Source organism: Clostridium sp. ZS2-4 (genome assembly GCF_026719745.1).
GTDB lineage: Bacteria > Bacillota > Clostridia > Clostridiales > Clostridiaceae > Clostridium_H.
Map to the genome: position 1 here is coordinate 60,432 of NZ_JAPPRQ010000054.1, position 19,315 is coordinate 79,746.

Below are 19,315 nucleotides of genomic sequence, written 5' to 3' on the forward strand. Positions count from 1 at the left end.
TTAACCACTCCTTTTTTTTATAGCTGGTTTAGCAGTGCTAAATATTTTTGAAAAGGCCAAAATCTGATGTATTTCAATAGCCCTATGTCCCTTCATGGGAGATTTTCCATTATTAACCTTAATCATTTCTTTTCTAATATCCATAAATCTGTCTTTTATTTCAAGTTTTTTAGGACATACTAGAGTACATTGACTACACATATTACATGAATATGGAATAATTGCATCTATTTCACCAGTCTCCAAAAGATTCTTAAATAAACTTTTGGGACATTTGCAAAAATCATTCAACATTTCACACTCTTTCATACAAAGTTTGCATTCACAGCAGGCATTTACAAACTCCTGCATTCTATCCAAAATTTCTTTTGAATAAGTAATCTTATTCATAATTGATATCCTCCTTCATTCCTCATATTAAACCTTTATAAATACTTAATTTTTTACACTAAGTTATTTTGTATTGTAATAAATTTATGATAACTGCATTTACATCTTATATATCGCCAACTTTTCCTATGTGTTTAGTGGGTTTTAATTTTAAAAAATTATATACTCTTTATAGAGCATATAACTAAAATAACAGATTGCACTTTCCCTAGTAAGTATATAGGAATTCTTGTTTTTTATATAATACATTATTTACACTTAAAATACAAGTAGTAATTTATAAAAAATTTATTTAAATGTACATTACCTCTTTTAACAAAAAAAATTAGTAGTCTTAAACTATTGTTAAGACTACTAATTCTTTTATACTTATTTATCGCCTTTTTTAAGCATTTCTCCAATAGCAGCAATGCTTCCTAAAGAAGATAGTGTTTCATTTGGAAGTATAAGCTTGTTACTAGGTCCATTAGCCATTTCTTTAAGAGCTTCAACCTGTTTCAATGCTATAACAGTTTCATTTGTTCCAGATTCAATAATTGCTCTGTTTACTTTATTGATTGCTTCTGCTTCAGCTTTTGCAACAATTTCAATAGCCTTAGCTTTACCTTCTGCTTCTAGTAATTGAGATTCACGAAGCCCTTCTGCACGTCTTATATTTGCTTCTTTTTCCGCTTCTGCTTTAAGTATTCTGGATTGCTTTTCACCTTCTGCTCTTGCTATTTCACTTTGTCTTTGTCCTTCTGCTTGAAGTATAGTTGCTCTCTTATCTCTTTCTGCTCTCATTTGTTTTTCCATAGCTTGCTGAATTTCTGCCGGTGGAATTATATTTTTTATTTCTACTGATAAAATCTTAATTCCATAAGCATCTGTAATCTCATCTATTATTTCAAGTAGCTTAGAGTTTATTCTATCTCTTCCAGATAAAACTTCATCTAAAGACATATCTCCAACTATATTTCTCATATTCGTAATAGTTGAATAAACTATACCTGATTTATAATCCTCTATATTATATACTGAAGCCTTAGGATCTAACACTTTATAGAAAATAACATTATCTATTGATATATTAACATTATCCTGTGTAATAACACTTTGAGGCTGAATATCCAGAATCTGTTGTTTCGTTGAAATTTTACGTCTAACAAAGTCTGCAAAAGGAATTGTAAAATGCCAACCTGGTTCTAAATTTCTGTGATATTGTCCAAATCTTTCAACAATGTAAATGTATCCTGTGTTTACAATTTTAATTGATGATAAAATTGCTGCTAAAATTATGACTAGTAATATTACTCCTAAAATACTGCCAAACATACTAAATACCCCTTTCATTATTTATATCAAATTTTTTAATAACTAATTTATTACCTTCTATACCAATGATTTTCACTCTGTCTCCTTTATTTACGTCATCTCCAACGTTTTTAACAGTCCAATATATGCCTTCAAATTTTATCGTTCCTTTTTCTTTAATATTCTTATCTGAAGTAAACTCTTGCCCTATATATTCTTCTTCCATTCTTGGAGTTATAGGAACTGTTCTTTTTATTGTCTTTTTAACTATTGGATAACCAATTGCCAATAAAGCTACACTTGAAGCTATAAAAGTAATGAGCTGTGTAGAAAAAGGAAATTGAAGTAAAGTTAATATTATTGCCAGTATTCCTCCAACTGTAAACCAGATAAATAAAAAGCTGCTGGTTGCCGCATCTATTGCTAAAGCGAAAGCTGCTATTACAAGCCATAATATCAATTGTGCCCACATCATGTATATTCCTCCTTTCTGAATTATTGTACTTAGTCATCATACTTTTATTATATATTAATATACAATAAATTTACATGATATACAAATATTTTATTAAATTTATATGATGTTTATATTTATATAATACAGTATACTTAATAATTATAAAAGTTTATTTTTTATCTATTATAAGTTATTTATTACTATTTAACTCATTTTTCATTACTTATAATTCTCCTCTCATAGCTTTACTACTTCTTGCTACTCTTTTTATCAAAATATGCTTAAGGTTAATTTGCTTATTGTTCCCCGTTACTCTTTACTTAAATTGTCTTCATATGTTTTAATATAAGTTGACAACTAAACCCTAGAGAGTGTAAATTTGAATTGATTCAAAAATTAAAGTTTCACAATAATAACTAAAAATTGGAGTGTGAATATAATGAATTTTATTAGAGTAGCTACAGCATGCCCTGTAACTAATGTAGCACATATAAACTTTAATATTGAAAATATAAAAGACTGCATCAATAAAGCTGTAGAGAACAATAGTAAACTTATAGTTTTTCCAGAGCTTTCTATTACTTCATATACCTGCGGAGATCTCTTTTCTCAACAGCACTTATTAGAAAAATCTGATTTGGCTATAAGAAGGCTTTGTAAATTTTCTATAAATAAAGATATTCTCATAGCAGTTGGAGCTCCTCTTGTATATAAAAACTGCTTATATAACTGCGCATATATTATATATAATGGAAAAATCCTTGGAATTGTTCCTAAAAGCTACATACCAAACTATTCAGAGTTCTATGAGAAACGTTGGTTTACTCAAGGAATAGATATAGTGAATAAAACTGTAAACTTTTCTTTTCAAGAAAATATTCCTTTTGGTATAGACTTAATATTCTCCAGCGGAAATTTTAAATTTGGATTTGAAATTTGCGAAGACTTATGGACTGTAATACCACCTAGTTCTTATCTTAGTCTTGCTGGTGCCAATATAATAGGAAATCTTTCAGCTTCAAATGAACTTGTAAGCAAAGCCAAGTATAGAAAATCTTTAATAGAAAATCAAAGTGCCAGATGCATTTCATCTTATGTTTATTCTTCTTCTGGAGTCTTTGAATCATCTACTGATTTAGTTTTTAGTGGCCATCTAATGATATCCGAAAATGGAACTGTTTTGGAGGAAAACAACAGATTTCAAAGAGAAAATCAGGTTATAACAGCACTAATTGATATTGATAAATTAAATAACGAGCGTTTAAAAAATCTAAGCTTTAGAGACAGTACAAGATTTTGTCCTTTTGAAGTAAGAGAAATACATTTTAGTTTTTCTGATATATCTTGCAAGAATTTTGACAGATTTGTTGATAAGCACCCTTTTGTACCTTCAAATGAAAATGAAAGAGAAGAACGTTGCAGAGAAATTTTTAATATTCAGGCTTCTGGTCTTGCTAAGCGTTTAACTCATATAGGAATTGAAAAAGCAGTAGTTGGAATATCCGGTGGACTTGATTCAACATTAGCATTACTAGTAATGGCTAAAACTTTTGATATGTTAAACTTACCTCGTAAAAATATAATTGCAATAACCATGCCTGGTTTTGGGACTACAGACAGAACATATAATAATGCAGTAAATCTCTGCAAAGAATTAGGTACTGAACTTAGAGAAATAAGTATTGTAGATGCTTGCCTACAGCACTTTAAAGATATCAACCATCCTGTTGAAAAGCATGATGTAACTTATGAAAATGTTCAAGCAAGAGAGAGAACTCAAATTCTTATGGATGTAGCTAATAAGGAAGGTGGACTTCTAGTGGGTACAGGAGATCTTTCTGAATTAGCTTTAGGCTGGGCTACTTACAATGGTGACCATATGTCTATGTACTCTGTAAATTGCTCTGTTCCTAAAACTTTAGTAAGATATCTTGTAAAATATGCAGCAGACAAGGAAGTTTCAAATCAAGCTTCTGAAATACTGCTTGATGTTTTAGATACACCAGTAAGTCCTGAACTTCTTCCTAAAGATAATAGTGGAGAAATCTCTCAAAAAACAGAAGATATTGTAGGACCTTATGAACTTCATGATTTCTTTTTATATTACTTTATAAGACAAGGAGCTACTCCTGAAAAGATATTGTTCCTTGCAAAACATGCCTTCAAAAATAGTTATGATGATGAAACTATAAAAAAATGGTTGGATAAATTCATCATGCGATTCTTTACTCAACAATTTAAACGTTCTGCACTACCTGATGGACCAAAAGTTGGAACCATAAGCCTTTCTCCAAGAGGTGATTGGAGAATGTCATCGGATGCCAGCTATAAAGCTTGGAAATAAAAATAAACTGCCGCTCCAATCATGAGTTGGCAGTTTATTTTTTATATTTATTTATATACATCAACCATTAAACCTGTTATTTCATCAATAGTAGCAGCTATTCCCAAATTTTCTTTTTCATCACTTAACAGCATCTGTGTAAGCTCCTCTAATTTCTGGTCTATTGTATCCACAGTTATAAAGTATTGAGTTTGCCAAAAACTAATGTCTTTTTTTACACCATACATATAATTTAATACTGACTCTAAATATTCTCTTATCATTCTTTTATAAGCAGCAACATCTGCATAACATTTAGTTATAGCCAGTCTGTTCCCTTTTTTCTTTATATCTTCAAGCATCTTTTTTAGTTGTTCTTCCGATTTTTTTTGCTGTGCAAAATTAAAACTTTGAGAAAAGCTTTTTTTACTTGTAACAACTTTCTTTTCAGATGTAACTGGAGTATTTCTTCCTACTCGTGATATTTCCATTATTCTCACCTCCAAAAACCTTTTATCCTATGACTAACAATTGAATCTCACTTTTATGTATATTATATAGTAATTTAATTCAAAAACAAAGGAGTTTAGGGTCTAACTATAACTAATCTTAAATACAATTATTATGCAATACCAATATTTTTGCTATAATAAAATGAGTAACTTATTATTGAAAGAATTTACATTTTAAAAACTTGAGGTGACAGTATATGAGTAAACTTTTAACTATGTTTTTAACTTTTCTAAAAATCGGGGCATTTACCTTTGGAGGTGGATATGCAATGATCCCATTAATAGAAGCGGAAGTTGTAGATAAACGTCATTGGATAGAAAAGGAAGAATTTTTAGACATTATTGTTATTTCACAGACCTTTCCTGGTGCTCTTGCTGTAAATTCTTCCATATTTATTGGATATAAAATAAGTGGAATAACAGGTGCTATTCTAGCTCTTATGGGAGTTGTCCTTCCATCCTTCTTTATAATACTTACTGTAGCACATTTTTTCTTACAATTTAGAAATAATCCAATTGTAGATTTAGTTTTTAAAGGTATTTCTGCAGCAGTTCCTATGCTTATTTTAGTAGCTGTAATAAGCTTATCAAAATCAATTAAGAAAAATATGACTAATTTATTCATAATAATTATCACTGTTATTGCAATATCTGTATTGGACATTCATCCGGCGCTGATAATATTATTATCTGCTATCTACGGAGCTGTATTTCTAAGAAAGAAGGTAGATTTATGAATATTTTTGGAAGAATATTTTTCACATTTTTAAAGATAGGAATGTTTAGCTTTGGGGGCGGCCTTGCCATGCTTCCTTTTATAAAAAAAGAAATTGTAGATAATAATCACTGGATTGATTTTTCAACTTTTAAAGATATAATAGGTATAGCTCAAATGACACCAGGTCCTATAGCTATAAACTCTGCAACCTTTGTAGGCTTTAAAGTTAGAGGAATCTTTGGAAGTATTTTTGCAACTTTAGGAGTTGTAACATTTTCTTTTATATTAGTTTCAATTGCTACTCATTACATAATTAAATTCAAAGAAGCAAAAGTATTTAAAGCCGCTATGCTTGGAATGAGACCCGCTGTTATTGGTCTGATAATATCGGCTTTTTTATTTCTTGCAAAAGATTCATATTCTATAAAAGACCCTAAAAGTATAATTATAGGTGGAATTGTAGGTGTTCTTTTATTTAAAACAAAAATTCACCCCATTTTAACTATTATACTGGCAGGAATTTTAGGAACCATATTTTATGGTGCTATTCCTTCAATTTAATTTTATAACAGGCGCAATGCCTGTTTTTTTATTTACAATTATTTTTAACATAATTTATTAATAAAAAAAATACTATAAACAATAATAAAGTTATAGATTATATAAAATACTAATATGGAGGTGATTAATATGTTTTATACAAAGAATATACAGGATGTATTAAAAGATACAAACTCTGACCCTTTAAAGGGATTAACTTCTGAAGAAATAGAAAAACGCCAAAATGAATTTGGTGCTAATAAATTAGCTTCTCAAAAAAAGCAAACTCTTTTCCAGCTTTTCATTTCACAAATAAATGACGTTTTAATCTATATACTTATTGCGGCTGCAATAATTTCTGCGCTGGTAGGTGAAACTAGTGATGCAATTATAATAGCTGTAATAATTGTATTGAATGCTGTAATTGGTATTATTCAAGAATCTAAGGCTGAACATTCCTTAGAATCTTTGAAAAATCTTTCAGCCCCTAAAACCATTGTTAAAAGAGATGGAGAACTTAAAGAAATATCCTCAGAAGATATTGTACCTGGAGATATAATCATTATAGATGCTGGCAGATATATCCCCTGTGATTTGAGACTTATTGAAACAGCAAATCTTAAAATTGAAGAATCTGCTCTTACTGGTGAATCAGTTCCTGTAGATAAAAATGCAAATTTAATATTAGAAGATAAAAATATTCCTTTAGGTGACCAAAAAAATATGGCTTTTATGTCTACTCTAGTAAGTCATGGTCGTGGAATTGGGGTTGCCGTTGCTACAGGTATGAATACAGAAATAGGAAAAGTAGCTTCCCTTCTTAAAGAAAGTAAAAAAGAATTGACTCCTCTTCAAAAGAAGTTAGAACATCTTGGAAAACTGTTAGGTATAGTAGCTCTTGGAATATGCTCAATTATATTCTTTATAGGACTTTTACAAAAAAGAGATCTTTTTGAAATGTTTTTAACAGCTATTAGCCTTGCTGTTGCTGCTGTTCCAGAAGGTTTGCCTGCTATTGTAACAATTGTTCTGGCTTTAGGAGTTCAGAGAATGATTAAAGAAAATGCAATAATCAGAAAGCTGCCAGCAGTAGAAACTCTAGGATCTGTAAATATCGTTTGTTCTGACAAGACTGGTACATTAACCCAAAATAAGATGACAGTAACAAAATATTTTACAGATAATTTGTTAGATGAAATAGGTAAAATGGATATAAATAATCCAACTCACAAATTGCTGGTAGAAAACCTAATGTTATGTAACGATGCTACATTTTCTGAAAACAGCAGAACAGGAGATCCTACTGAAATAGCTCTTTTAGATGCTGGTGTAAAATTTAATCTTTTTAAAGATGAATTGGAAAAAATACATCCTCGTATTAATGAAGCGCCTTTTGATTCTGATAGAAAATTAATGACTACTGTAAATAAATATAATGATGAATTTTACGTAATGACTAAAGGGGCAGTAGATAACTTAATAAAAATATGCCATTCAGCCTATATCAACGGCAAAGTTGTACCTATAACTGAAGAAATAAAAGCTTCTTTTTTAAATGCAGCTTCTGCCATGTCTAAAGATGCTCTTAGGGTTTTAGGATCTGCATATAAGAAAGTAAAAAATGCTCACATAGAAATAGATGTCTTAGAAAAAGACTTGATTCTGATAGGATTAGTGGGCATGATTGACCCACCTAGATTGGAAGTAAAAAGTTCCATTGCCTTATGTAAAAAAGCAGGAATATCCACAGTAATGATAACTGGAGATCATAAGGCAACTGCTTTTGCTATTGCAAAATCCTTAGATATAACTCAGGATGAGAATGAAACCATATCTGGAGTAGAGCTTGATGCTCTGTCAGAAAAAGAACTTAACAATAAAATAGATAACTTAAAAGTTTTTGCCAGAGTTTCTCCTGAACATAAAGTGAAAATAGTTAAAGCCTTTAAATCTAAAGATAACATAGTTTCTATGACTGGTGATGGAGTAAATGATGCTCCTTCTCTTAAAATTGCAGATATAGGCGTTGCTATGGGAATTACAGGAACAGATGTTGCAAAAGGTGCCGCAGATATGATATTGACTGATGATAACTTTTCTACTATAGTTTCTGCTATTGAAGAAGGTAGAAATATATACAACAATATAAAAAAATCTATATTATTCTTACTTTCCTGCAATCTTGGTGAATTAATAGCCATATTTTTTGCAATACTTCTTGGCTGGTCATCTCCTTTGCGTTCAATACACATTTTATGGATTAACTTAGTTACAGATTCACTTCCAGCATTGGCATTAGGTATTGATCCAAAGGATAAAGGTGTTATGAATGAAAAACCTAGAGACCCAAATGAAAATATACTTACAGGTTCAATACAATATCTTGCATTAAATGCTTTGTTGATTGGTTCTTTAACACTTATAGCTTTTCAAATAGGCATGAATAGATATTCAAATTCATTAATGCACGCTCAAACTATGGCCTTTATGGTAATGAGTGTAAGTGAGCTAGTACATTCTCTAAATATGAGAAGTAGAGATAAGTCAATATTTAGGGTAGGATTATTTACTAATAAAGCTTTGATTTTATCACTCTTATTAGGTATACTGCTTCAAAATATAATACTATTTACTCCTGTCTTAAGAGATATTTTTAAGGTATATCTTCTAAATTCATACGACTGGATATGGATAATTATTTTAAGTTTGATGCCTCTTTTATTTAATGAAGTTGCAAAACTTATTAAACACAAGTAAAAAAAGAAATTATAACTCCTATTGTTCTTCCCAAAAATCCAATTTTATTTGTCCCCTTTCAAACCATTTTAGTATATAATGTGAAAATGGCTTCTACGAATATGTAAATAATCGTAGAAGCCATTAACTTTTCATCGTTAAAGAAAGTCATTTTCTAACGCAATCAATTTCTTGCCGTGTTTCCCTATTAACTTATATCATATACGCAATGCACTATGTTTATTTCAAAGATTATACACTATTGTATATCAATCTAATATTATGAATATTAGGACAATTTTAATATAAGGAGAATGAAGATGTTAAAAACTATTTCTATATTAACTCCCAAAAATAATTCTTTAATCAATGATAGATTTCCTGAAATCTCACTAACACTTATAGGCAATAGAGCTAACCTTTCTAAAATTAAAATGTCTTTAGACGAGAAAAAAATTAACTATAAAATTACAGGAAATAAAATCAGCTATGTTCCGCCCGAAAAACTTCGTTCTGGTATTCATTATGTTAAAATAACCACTATTGATGATACAGGAAATAAAAATAAAGTAAGATGGTCTTTTTATATTGAAAAAAACAGTTCAAAATCAAAATTTCCAAAATATAATTTTTATTACGGAATCCCTCATGCACACACATCCTACTCTACTGGAAAAGGAACTCCATCTGAGGCATTTAAATACAGTCTAGATAAAAATTTAGATTTTTTGATTATAACAGACCATTCAAGCAGTTTACAAAAAAGCTTCAAAGATAAAAAAGGATGTAAATCTAAATGGAAGCTTACAGAAGACCAATCTAGAAATTTCAACAATAAAAATAATAACTTTCTAGCTTTAAGAGGATTTGAAGTATCCTCAAATCGCTATGGTCATTTTAACGTATTAGGCAGCAAAAATTGTTTTAATTATAAAATAAAAAATTTTGATAATTTTGCTTCCTGGCTAAATAAAGAAGGTAATCCAATAGTATCAATAAATCATCCACATAAATATATTGACTCTTTTAATTATAGTATACACTTAGATAAATTTATAAATTTCATCGAAATTCTAAACGGCTCTACACCTGATAAATATGTAAATGGTGAAAAATATTATTATAAATTGTTAGATAAAGGCTGGCATATAGGCGCCCTCAATGGTCAAGATAATCATAAAGCAAATTGGGGAGATAGTGACAATTTAACAGTAGTTATTTCTAAATCATTAAAAGAAAAAGATTTTATGGAAGCGCTAAAAAACAGACGAGCCTATTCTACTCAAACCAGAACACTAAAACTTATTGTTAAAGCTAACGATTATTGGATGGGCAGCATACTTCCCCTAGATAAAAAAATAACTTTCACTATAAAAGCGGAGGACAAAAAAAATCCTATAAAGAGAATTGAACTCATAAGCAATGGAGCTGAAATTTTAAAATCAAAAAATTTTTCTAAAAAAAATAAAATAAAGTTGAATTTTTATATGCCTTTCAAAAAAGGGAAATGGTATGTTATTAAAATAATTCACGAAAATGGACTATTCGGCATTTCTTCTGCTTTCTTTACAAATCCATGACACACTGAAAAGTTTATAGATAAACTATCTCCCCTTATCTATAAACTCTTAGTTTATCAAAACATTCTATTAAATTGCATTTTTCTGTTTTTAAAATAAACTGCTTTTAAATTGCACTGTTCTATAATCTGTTCAGCTATATTAAAATTTTTAGCAATACCATTTGAATTATGGGCATCAGATCCTACCGTAATATATTTACCCCCTAGCTCACCAAATCTTGTATATATTTTAAGAAGATTATCTGAAGCACTTTTATCCCCCAATCTTCTAGTATTAAGTTCTATACATATCCCTTTATCTATTAGCACTTTTAAAACTTCATCTATAAATTCTTTAAATTCTTCGTAATATATCTCCGTGTCATCATATTTTGCATAACGCGAAATATAATCTATATGCCCTAGGCTATCTATAAAAGGATGGTCATTTATAGATTTTACCATATACCTGAAATACTCTTCATAAAATTCTTTTTTGCTAGTTGTTTTATATAGTTTTTCTGCATAATATAAGTCAATATCATGTACATCATGAACTGATCCAATAATGTAATCAAAAGGAAACTTATTGGTCATATCTTCATAGTCCTTGTTATATTTTTCACTCATACCTATTTCTACTCCAAGCAGTATATTATTATTTCTAAAGTTTGAATACTTCTTGAAATATTCTTCTATATCAAGTCTAAACTTGCTATTATCATAATAATTTAAATCCATATGTTCAGTAATTATAACCCCTAAATTTAGCTCTCCTGACTTTTCTACCACCTCTTGAATTTTCATTGTCGAATCTTCTGAAAATTCAGTGTGAACATGTGTATCAAACATCCTTTACCTCCTAAAAAAACAGCAAAACACAAATATGTTTTGCTGATAGTTTATATTATTTTTTCTTTTTTCTCTTTTTTTCTAACACTTCCATATCTTTGCTCTTATTAATTCTATTAGGTTTAGCCTTACTTCTAATAACTGTCTTTTTATCATTATCGGATACTGGTCTTTTAGACCACCCTGCCAAATCCATAAACCACAAAAATAATATTAAAGATACAGATGTTTGTACATAGTACCAAAAAGTTTTTTGGATATCAGGCCATATAATAACTGGAACTATTATAACTGCCAATCCCACTGCAAGCACTATCCATTTATTTATTTTTATACTTTCTAGTAAGTAGGCTTTAAGTACATTATACACTGCTAATATGACAATTATCATTATTAACATTGGTACAAATGCTTTAAAAAAACTAGTCATGTAAATTCCTCCTTTTGTCTAATTCTCTATTAGTTTATTATACCTTTAATTATATACATATATCAAGGCTAAAGTATTTCTTTTTAATACTTGATCCACTCGAATTTACTATTAATTAAACTTAATAGTACTACTATTTTAATTCTTTCTATTCTGTAACTTATTTTAAACAAACTACTTAATAGCACTAATACATGCATTTGTAATTTATTAACATTTTATGTCGTTTTTTATTGTTTTAATAATAATCTCAACATATTTTAATCACTTTTTTATATTTTATTTATTTTTCTTAATATATGCATATTTGTTTTTTGCATTCACAAAAGCTTTTTTGATAAATTGTTAAAAGTTCTGTTATAATGTTATTAAATATTATTTCTTCTGAGGTGATTTCTATGGATTTAAAAATAAATGGACTTGATGATTTAGATGTTCAAATTTTAGAAATATTAATAAAAGACTCTAGAACTCCATATCTTGAGATAGCAAGAAAATGCCATGTAAGTGGAGGTACTATACATGTTAGAATGAAAAAAATGGAGGATCTTGGTATAATACAAGGTACCAAACTTATTTTAGATAATGCAAAACTAGGATATGACGTATGCTGTTTTATTGGAATATTCTTGGATAAGGCTTCTTCATATAATCATGTCTTAAGTCAACTAGACAAAATAAAAGAGGTTGTAGAATTGCACTATACTACTGGTGAATATTCTATCTTTATGAAGGTTATATGTAAAAGTATTTCTCATCTTCAAGACTTACTGATGAATAAAATTCAAGTTATTGCTGAAATCCAAAGGACAGATACCTTTATCTCCTTATCTCAGCCAATAGAACGAAATATTCAATTGTAAACATTTATTTAAAACTAAAAAAGGAAAGAAGGATATTAATATGTAATACTTTAATATCCTTCTTTCCTTTTTTACATTGTATATTTATCTTTTCATATTTTCACTATTTTTTTATATTTTGACTAATATTTTTTTCAAAACTGCAAATAATAACCCTGTAAAGATTATTTTAAAAGGAGATGTATTAGTCTTATGAAAACATTGGATGTCACAGCACTTATACTGGTTATAATAGGAGCAGTAAACTGGGGATTAATTGGATTCTTTAGATTTGACCTAGTTGCAGCTTTATTTGGTGAAATGACAACTTTTACTAGAGTAATTTATGCTTTAGTTGGTATTGCAGGTTTATACGCTATTTCTTTCTTAGGTAAAAATACAGAAACTGGTGAAGCTAAATAATTCATAAAAATCACCAAAAATGAAAATGTTTGATGATTTTCATTTTTAACTTGACTTTATTACTTTAATATATTAAAATAATGATATATAGATATGAAATAATCATTGAGCAGGAAGAGTAACTTTTGGATTTAGTTACAGAGAGTTGAGGATGGTGGAATCTCAATATGATATCCCTTAGTGAATGGACCTGTTAGATGTAAACCGAAATCTAAATTAAATTTTAGAAAGTAGTACTTACCGTATTTCGCACGTTATAGCGATAGGATATATTAGTATCTGAAAGAGATATGTTTAACTTTTGTAAAATTTGTATAGTTAAATATAAATTAGGTGGCAACGCGAATATACTTCGCCCTATGTTTTAGGGTGAAGTTTTTTTATTATATTTTTTACTATAAAACTGTCGGAAAGGTGGTGAGTTAATATGGTATGAAATGAAGATTTAACTGACTGGCATACAAATAAAATTTATTCAACAAAACAAATAACCATTAGGAGGATTTTTATTATGAATTTAAAAAGAACTATTATTAACTCACTTTTTATAGCTATAGGATTTATATTGCATCAAATAACCCCACCACTTTTTTTAGGAATGAAACCAGATTTTTCATTAGCTATGCTTTTTATAATCATTGTTTTAAATGAGGATTATAAAACTGCATTAACAACAGGTATTGTGTGTGGTATTTTATCTGCTGTCTCAACTGGATTTCCAGGCGGACAAATTCCTAACTTAATTGATAAGATTGTAACCGCTAACTGCATATACATTCTCAACAAACTTCTATTAAACAAAATTGGAAATCAAATTAAAATTATCATACTTACTATAGTTGGAACACTACTTAGTGGATTTATTTTTTTAAGCTCTGCTTCTATTTTAGTAGGTCTTCCTAGTTCTTTATTCACTTTATATGTAAGTATAGTACTTCCTGCAACTTTAATAAATACATTTGCTGCATATATAATTTTTAATACTATAAAAGTATCCTTTAAATATACAAATGTTACATCTTTCTCTAACATTAATTCATCAAAATAATATATTGTTTGAGTAGATGTTAGAATTTTTAAAATATATTCTATAAAATTAATTTAATTATTAAAGGGGGCAATTATTATGTTAGAAAACAAAACAGGTTTTTATGGAGATTTTGGTGGTCGTTATGTTCCTGAGGTTTTAAATAAAATTTTGGATAAAGTAAAAGAAGAATTTCATAAATGCAAAGATAATCCTGAATTTGTGAAAGAATTAAATTATTATTACAAAAATTTTATTGGAAGACCTTCTCCACTATATTATGCTGAGAGATTAACAGAAAAATTAGGTGGTGCCAAAATCTATCTTAAGAGAGAAGATCTAAATCATACAGGTGCACATAAAATTAATAATACTATGGGGCAAGTGTTATTAGCTAAAAGATTGGGCAAAAAAAGAATTATTGCTGAAACTGGTGCTGGTCAACATGGAGTTGCAACTGCTACAGTTTGTGCCCTATTTGATATGGAATGTATCATATATATGGGTGAAGAAGATACTCGAAGACAAGCTCTTAATGTTTTTAGAATGGAACTTTTAGGAGCAAAGGTTGTTCCTGTTACACATGGAATGAGAACTTTAAAAGAAGCTGTTGATGAAGCTTTAAAAGATTTAATGGAAAACTATGAAAACACTTTTTATATGCTTGGTTCAGCTGTTGGTCCAGATCCTTACCCTGAAATGGTGAAATATTTCCAATCAGTTATTGGAATTGAAGCAAAAGAACAAATCCTTGAAGCTGAAGGTATTATGCCTGACTACCTTGTAGCAGCAGTTGGCGGTGGAAGTAATGCAATTGGATTATTTGCTCCTTTTCACGATAATAAAGAAGTAAAGTTTATAGGAGTTGAACCTGCTGGAAAAGGCATTGAAACAGGTATGCATGCCGCTACTTTATCCCTTGGCAAACCTGGTATATTACATGGCTTTAAATCTTATGTTCTTCAAGATGAAAAAGGCGATCCACTTCCTGTATACTCCATATCTGCTGGATTGGATTACCCTGGTGTAGGACCAGAACATGCTTTCTATAAAGAAACAAACAGGGCTAAATACGTAAGCATAACGGATAAAGAAGCCTTAGATGCTTTTCAAGAGCTTTCACGTATCGAAGGAATTATTCCCGCACTAGAAAGTTCCCATGCACTTGCTTATGCAACGAAATTAGCTAAACAATGTTCTAAAGATGAAACTATAATTGTAAACCTATCTGGAAGAGGAGATAAAGATGTAAATGAAGTTCTTCAAATTTTAAGACCAGAATAGAATAAAATTGTGTAACAATTTTATTCTAGTAACCAGTCGCCAATCCCCAGTCCCCAGAAAATCTTTGAATTTAAAATATCTTTTTCACGCTTTATGTGGTTCCAAGGGCGTTAAGATTAAATAAAACTTTTGAAAAAATTTGACACTCTTTCGAGTGAAAGAGTTTTATTTAACAGTTTTTTTAATAAAGACATTTAGCCTTAGATCAAGTAATATTTCGCTTGAGCTATCGCTTTCGGAGCTTACCAGCTCTTTACTTGAATAGATAATATCAAAAGCTAGTGAAAAATTAAAATTTCACTAGCTTTTATTATTTAATTGAAAGGTTTTCTGACCTAAGGAAGAAAATCCTCTTTTACTGGGGACTGGTTACTGGCGACTGGGGACTAAAAGAATGTTGCGTCGCAACATTCTTATATTGTTTCTTCAACACCATTTTGCTCAAAAGCTTCTTCCACATCAATTGGTTTTCCTACAAATCTAACTATTAGTCCAATAAGAACTATATCTAATGGAAGTACTAAGTATACAGGTGCTCCTAATCCTACTGGTATATATCCACCCAAAACAGCAACTGCTGCAACAACTAAGGCATAGTATAATTGAGTTTTTACGTGATCTATATGGTCACAAGAAGATCCCATTGATGATAATATTGTAGTATCTGAAATTGGTGAACAATGATCTCCAAATATAGCTCCTGTAAGCACCGCACTTATAGCTCCTACCATATATGTGTGACTTGTTGGGTTTAATCCATATGCAAGAGGAATTGTAAGAGGCATAAGTATTCCCATTGTTCCATAAGATGTACCAGTTGCAAATGAAATAATTGAAGCTAGTATAAATATAATTGATGGTAATATAAACGCTGGTAAGTGTTTTGATAATACCATTACTAAAAATTGAGCTGTTCCAAGTTCTTTAATTACGCCACTTAATGACCAAGCAAGAAGCAATATAACGCCTGTAATTATTAAAGATTTCATTCCATTTACCCATGTATATATAGCTTCACCTAAAGTTAATATTTTTTGAGTTACTGCCATAACCATTGCTACAATACTCGCAAATAATGCTGCTTGGAATAACACTATACTTGCATCTGATGCCCCAAAAGTTTCCCTTATAGCGGCAAAGGAAGCTGGTGAACCTTGAAGTAATGAAATTAAAGCTTTATCCTCTCCACCCATTATTGAATTGTACCCATTATAATAAAATCCTAAAAATGCTCCTACTATCAGTACTAAAATAGGTATAACTGCATTTCTAACTCTTAATACAGTTCCTTCTTTTGGTTCAAACTCTTCTCCTTCTTCTGAAGACATAGGTTTTGCACCATCTCTTAAAAGCTTTCCTGTAGTTCTTGCTCTTCTTTCAGCTTTAAGCATAGGACCAAATTCTCTTAAAAATAATGCTGTAAACACTATAAAGATAAGAATCAATATATTATAAAATCTATACGGTATTGTTTCAACAAACACATTGTAAGCACTAACACTTTGACCTATTGAATCATATCCATCTTTTATTAAACTAAGCTCATATCCAACCCAAGTTGAGATAACTGCAATACCTGCTATAGGCGCTGCTGTGGCATCTATTACAAAGGATAATTTTTCTCTTGATATTTTCATTTTATCTGAAATTGGTCTCATTATAGGTCCAACTATAAGTGAATTTGCATAGTCATCAAAGAATACAAAAACACCTAAAAGCCATGTGATTATTTGAGTACTTGTAGGTGACTTAGCTTTTTTTGCTAAAGCTTCAGCTACAGCCTTTGCTCCACCCATCTTAGTAATTAAGGCTATAAGTCCTCCAATCGTCATGAATTGAAGTATAATACCCGCATTCCAAGGATCTGCAAGAGATCCTAAAACTTGATTTACAATATTTAAGAATCCATGAAATAATGCATAAAAAACATTGTATCCAGTTAATTCTAATAAAAACGTTCCTGAAAATACTCCTATGAAAAGTGACAATACTACATTCTTAGTTATAAAAGCTAATATGATTGCTATTAACGGTGGCAACAATGTCCATAAACCAAATTTTTCTGCATTAGCCTTTGCCACTTCTGGATCTACTGCAAATGCTGTAGTGGCAAATAGCATTAACATAACGACTGTCAATGTTAAAATTAAAGCTCTTTTCTTTTTCATTTTATTTCCCCCTAGTTTAGTTTTCAAGCAAATTTATATCGAAACTACGTGAAAGGAAAAGCCCCAAAAACAAAAGCCTTGAGCTTTTCACTCAAGGCTTATTAAATACTAAAACTTTAGTAGTACCTAACAAGTTGAGTGATAGCCCTCCACAAATATATTATTTGTGACAGTCTTGCACATATTCTATGCAAAACCAGCAATATAACCTTAAAGCATCAGTTATATACTTCGGCAATATTTCCTTTTCTACTGTATCATCGTGCTTTTCTCAACAGCAGTACTCTTAAATATCGCGCCTCTATCACTAACTTCGATATAAACTTTTCATTAACATTCTGTATTATACATCAGTATAAATAATACGTCAAGCAAAAGGATGTATTTTATATATGATGATTTTTTTCTTATAACATTTTTTTTATTCCTCTTTTTAATGTATTTTCATAATCGATGAAATCATAAATGTCTTCATCAAATAATTCACTGAATTTTTTAAGTTCTTCCAAGCTTAAATCTTCTATTGCTCTATCATTTTCTTCACAGAATATAACAATAGCTCCTATAACTCCATGTGCATCTCTAAAAGGCATTCCTTTATTTACAAGATAATCTGCTCCTTCAGTTGCATTTAAAAATCCTTTTTTAACAGCTTTGTACATATTTTCTTTTTTAACCTTTAAAGTACTCATCATGCCATTCATAACCTTTAAACATTTTAAAACCGTATCACTTGCATCAAAGAAAGGCTCCTTATCTTCCTGCATATCCTTGTTATATGTCATAGGAAGACCTTTCATAGTTGTAAGTAATCCCATTAAATCTCCATAAACTCTTCCTGTCTTACCTCTTATAAGTTCAGCTGCATCTGGATTTTTCTTTTGAGGCATTATGCTGCTGCCTGTAGAAAATTCATCACTTATGTATATGAAATCAAATTCCTTACTATTCCATATAATAATTTCTTCACTTAATCTGCTAAGATGCATCATTATTATAGAGAAATCTGACATAATCTCTAATAAGTAATCTCTATCACTTACTCCATCCATAAAATTATCTACTGGCTTTTTAAAACCTAATTCTTTAGCTGTAAATTCTCTATCTGTATTATAAGTTGTACCTGCTAATGCACAGCATCCCAACGGACTTTCATCCATAATTTCAACCGCATTTAATAGTCTTTGTTTATCTCTTTTAAACATACTATAGTATGCCATCATATGATGAGTAAACGTTACAACCTGTGCTCTTTGAAGATGAGTATATCCCGGCATCATAACATGATTTTCATCTGCAAGTTTCTTTATAGTTTCTAAAAATATATCTATATTCTCTATTATTTCCTCCGTTTTAGCTTTAGAGTATAATCTCATATCTACTGCTACCTGATCATTTCTACTTCTTGCTGTATGAAGTTTTTTACCAACTTCACCAACCTTCTTTATAAGATTTATTTCCATAAAGCTGTGTATATCTTCATAATCTCCTTCAATTTTCAAATTTCCACTTTCTATATCTGAAAGAATCTCATTTAGACCCTTTATTATTGTATCCTTCTCTTCTTCAGTTAAAATACTACATTTGGATAGCATTTTAACATGAGCAATGCTTCCTGTTATATCTTCATAATATAAATTTCTATCAAAACTTAAAGAACTGTTAAAATCCTCCATAAGCTTACTTTCTGCATTTTTGAATCTTCCACCCCATAGCTTCATATCAAATTCCTCCAATATTCATTTTTAAAATTACACTT

Annotated in this window: 17 protein-coding genes and 1 riboswitch; of the genes, 9 read left to right on the forward strand and 8 right to left on the reverse strand. The window is 29.8% G+C overall.

Annotated features, from left to right (window positions below; genetic code table 11):
- The 3 genes from OIO11_RS11170 to OIO11_RS11180 form a co-directional block, all read right to left on the reverse strand.
- Positions 1-390, reverse strand: a complete 390-nt coding sequence (locus OIO11_RS11170; RefSeq protein ID WP_268071556.1) for a 4Fe-4S dicluster domain-containing protein — start codon at positions 388-390, stop codon at positions 1-3.
- Between the two features lie 369 nt (positions 391-759).
- Positions 760-1,704: an SPFH domain-containing protein gene (locus tag OIO11_RS11175; RefSeq protein ID WP_268071557.1), complete on the reverse strand. Its 945-nt coding sequence runs from the start codon at positions 1,702-1,704 to the stop codon at positions 760-762.
- A 1-nt stretch (position 1,705) separates the two neighbouring features.
- Positions 1,706-2,158, reverse strand: a complete 453-nt coding sequence (locus OIO11_RS11180; protein WP_326497938.1) for an NfeD family protein — start codon at positions 2,156-2,158, stop codon at positions 1,706-1,708.
- 421 nt (positions 2,159-2,579) lie between these two features.
- On the opposite strand from OIO11_RS11180, the gene OIO11_RS11185 reads away from it, so the two are divergent.
- Complete coding sequence (locus tag OIO11_RS11185) at positions 2,580-4,484, forward strand: NAD(+) synthase (RefSeq protein ID WP_268071558.1); 1,905 nt, start codon at positions 2,580-2,582, stop codon at positions 4,482-4,484.
- Between the two features lie 47 nt (positions 4,485-4,531).
- Here OIO11_RS11185 and OIO11_RS11190 read toward each other — a convergent pair whose 3' ends face one another.
- The gene (locus OIO11_RS11190) at positions 4,532-4,954 is read right to left on the reverse strand and encodes a YaaR family protein (RefSeq protein ID WP_268071559.1); all 423 of its coding nucleotides are present in this window, start codon (positions 4,952-4,954) and stop codon (positions 4,532-4,534) included.
- 218 nt (positions 4,955-5,172) lie between these two features.
- Between OIO11_RS11190 and OIO11_RS11195 the strand changes: the two genes are divergently transcribed.
- From OIO11_RS11195 to OIO11_RS11210, 4 genes are all read left to right on the forward strand, one after another.
- Positions 5,173-5,712, forward strand: coding sequence for a chromate transporter (locus OIO11_RS11195; protein ID WP_268071560.1), 540 nt, complete (start codon positions 5,173-5,175; stop codon positions 5,710-5,712).
- Positions 5,709-6,254 carry a chromate transporter gene (locus tag OIO11_RS11200; RefSeq protein WP_268071561.1) on the forward strand — a complete coding sequence of 182 codons (546 nt, stop codon included), beginning with the start codon at positions 5,709-5,711 and terminating at the stop codon, positions 6,252-6,254. The genes OIO11_RS11195 and OIO11_RS11200 overlap by 4 nt, the downstream gene beginning before the upstream one ends.
- Positions 6,255-6,383: 129 nt before the next feature.
- Complete coding sequence (locus tag OIO11_RS11205; RefSeq protein WP_268071562.1) at positions 6,384-8,990, forward strand: cation-translocating P-type ATPase; 2,607 nt, start codon at positions 6,384-6,386, stop codon at positions 8,988-8,990.
- Between the two features lie 299 nt (positions 8,991-9,289).
- The gene (locus OIO11_RS11210) at positions 9,290-10,549 is read left to right on the forward strand and encodes a CehA/McbA family metallohydrolase (RefSeq protein ID WP_268071563.1); all 1,260 of its coding nucleotides are present in this window, start codon (positions 9,290-9,292) and stop codon (positions 10,547-10,549) included.
- Positions 10,550-10,605: 56 nt separating this feature from the next.
- Here the strand turns inward: OIO11_RS11210 and OIO11_RS11215 are convergent, their stop codons facing one another.
- Both OIO11_RS11215 and OIO11_RS11220 read right to left on the reverse strand, forming a co-directional pair.
- Positions 10,606-11,382, reverse strand: coding sequence for a histidinol phosphate phosphatase (locus OIO11_RS11215; RefSeq protein WP_268071564.1), 777 nt, complete (start codon positions 11,380-11,382; stop codon positions 10,606-10,608).
- A gap of 55 nt (positions 11,383-11,437) precedes the next feature.
- Positions 11,438-11,812 carry a hypothetical protein gene (locus tag OIO11_RS11220; protein WP_268071565.1) on the reverse strand — a complete coding sequence of 125 codons (375 nt, stop codon included), beginning with the start codon at positions 11,810-11,812 and terminating at the stop codon, positions 11,438-11,440.
- A 398-nt stretch (positions 11,813-12,210) separates the two neighbouring features.
- On the opposite strand from OIO11_RS11220, the gene OIO11_RS11225 reads away from it, so the two are divergent.
- The 4 genes from OIO11_RS11225 to trpB all read left to right on the forward strand — a co-directional run bounded on the left by OIO11_RS11225 (position 12,211) and on the right by trpB (position 15,388).
- Positions 12,211-12,675: an Lrp/AsnC ligand binding domain-containing protein gene (locus OIO11_RS11225; protein ID WP_268071566.1), complete on the forward strand. Its 465-nt coding sequence runs from the start codon at positions 12,211-12,213 to the stop codon at positions 12,673-12,675.
- 192 nt (positions 12,676-12,867) lie between these two features.
- Positions 12,868-13,077, forward strand: a complete 210-nt coding sequence (locus tag OIO11_RS11230) for a DUF378 domain-containing protein (RefSeq protein ID WP_268071567.1) — start codon at positions 12,868-12,870, stop codon at positions 13,075-13,077.
- Between the two features lie 511 nt (positions 13,078-13,588).
- Positions 13,589-14,125: a tryptophan transporter gene (locus OIO11_RS11235; protein WP_268071568.1), complete on the forward strand. Its 537-nt coding sequence runs from the start codon at positions 13,589-13,591 to the stop codon at positions 14,123-14,125.
- A 78-nt stretch (positions 14,126-14,203) separates the two neighbouring features.
- On the forward strand, positions 14,204-15,388 hold the full coding sequence (gene trpB / locus OIO11_RS11240) for a tryptophan synthase subunit beta (RefSeq protein WP_268071569.1): 1,185 nt from the start codon (positions 14,204-14,206) through the stop codon (positions 15,386-15,388).
- Positions 15,389-15,801: 413 nt separating this feature from the next.
- On the opposite strand, the gene OIO11_RS11245 is transcribed toward trpB, so the two are convergent.
- On the reverse strand, positions 15,802-17,556 hold the full coding sequence (locus OIO11_RS11245; protein WP_268071570.1) for a Na+/H+ antiporter NhaC family protein: 1,755 nt from the start codon (positions 17,554-17,556) through the stop codon (positions 15,802-15,804).
- A gap of 134 nt (positions 17,557-17,690) precedes the next feature.
- A riboswitch (Lysine riboswitch) is annotated at positions 17,691-17,868 on the reverse strand.
- A 95-nt stretch (positions 17,869-17,963) separates the two neighbouring features.
- Positions 17,964-19,277, reverse strand: a complete 1,314-nt coding sequence (argH, locus tag OIO11_RS11250) for an argininosuccinate lyase (protein ID WP_268071571.1) — start codon at positions 19,275-19,277, stop codon at positions 17,964-17,966.
- Positions 19,278-19,315 lie beyond the last annotated feature (38 nt).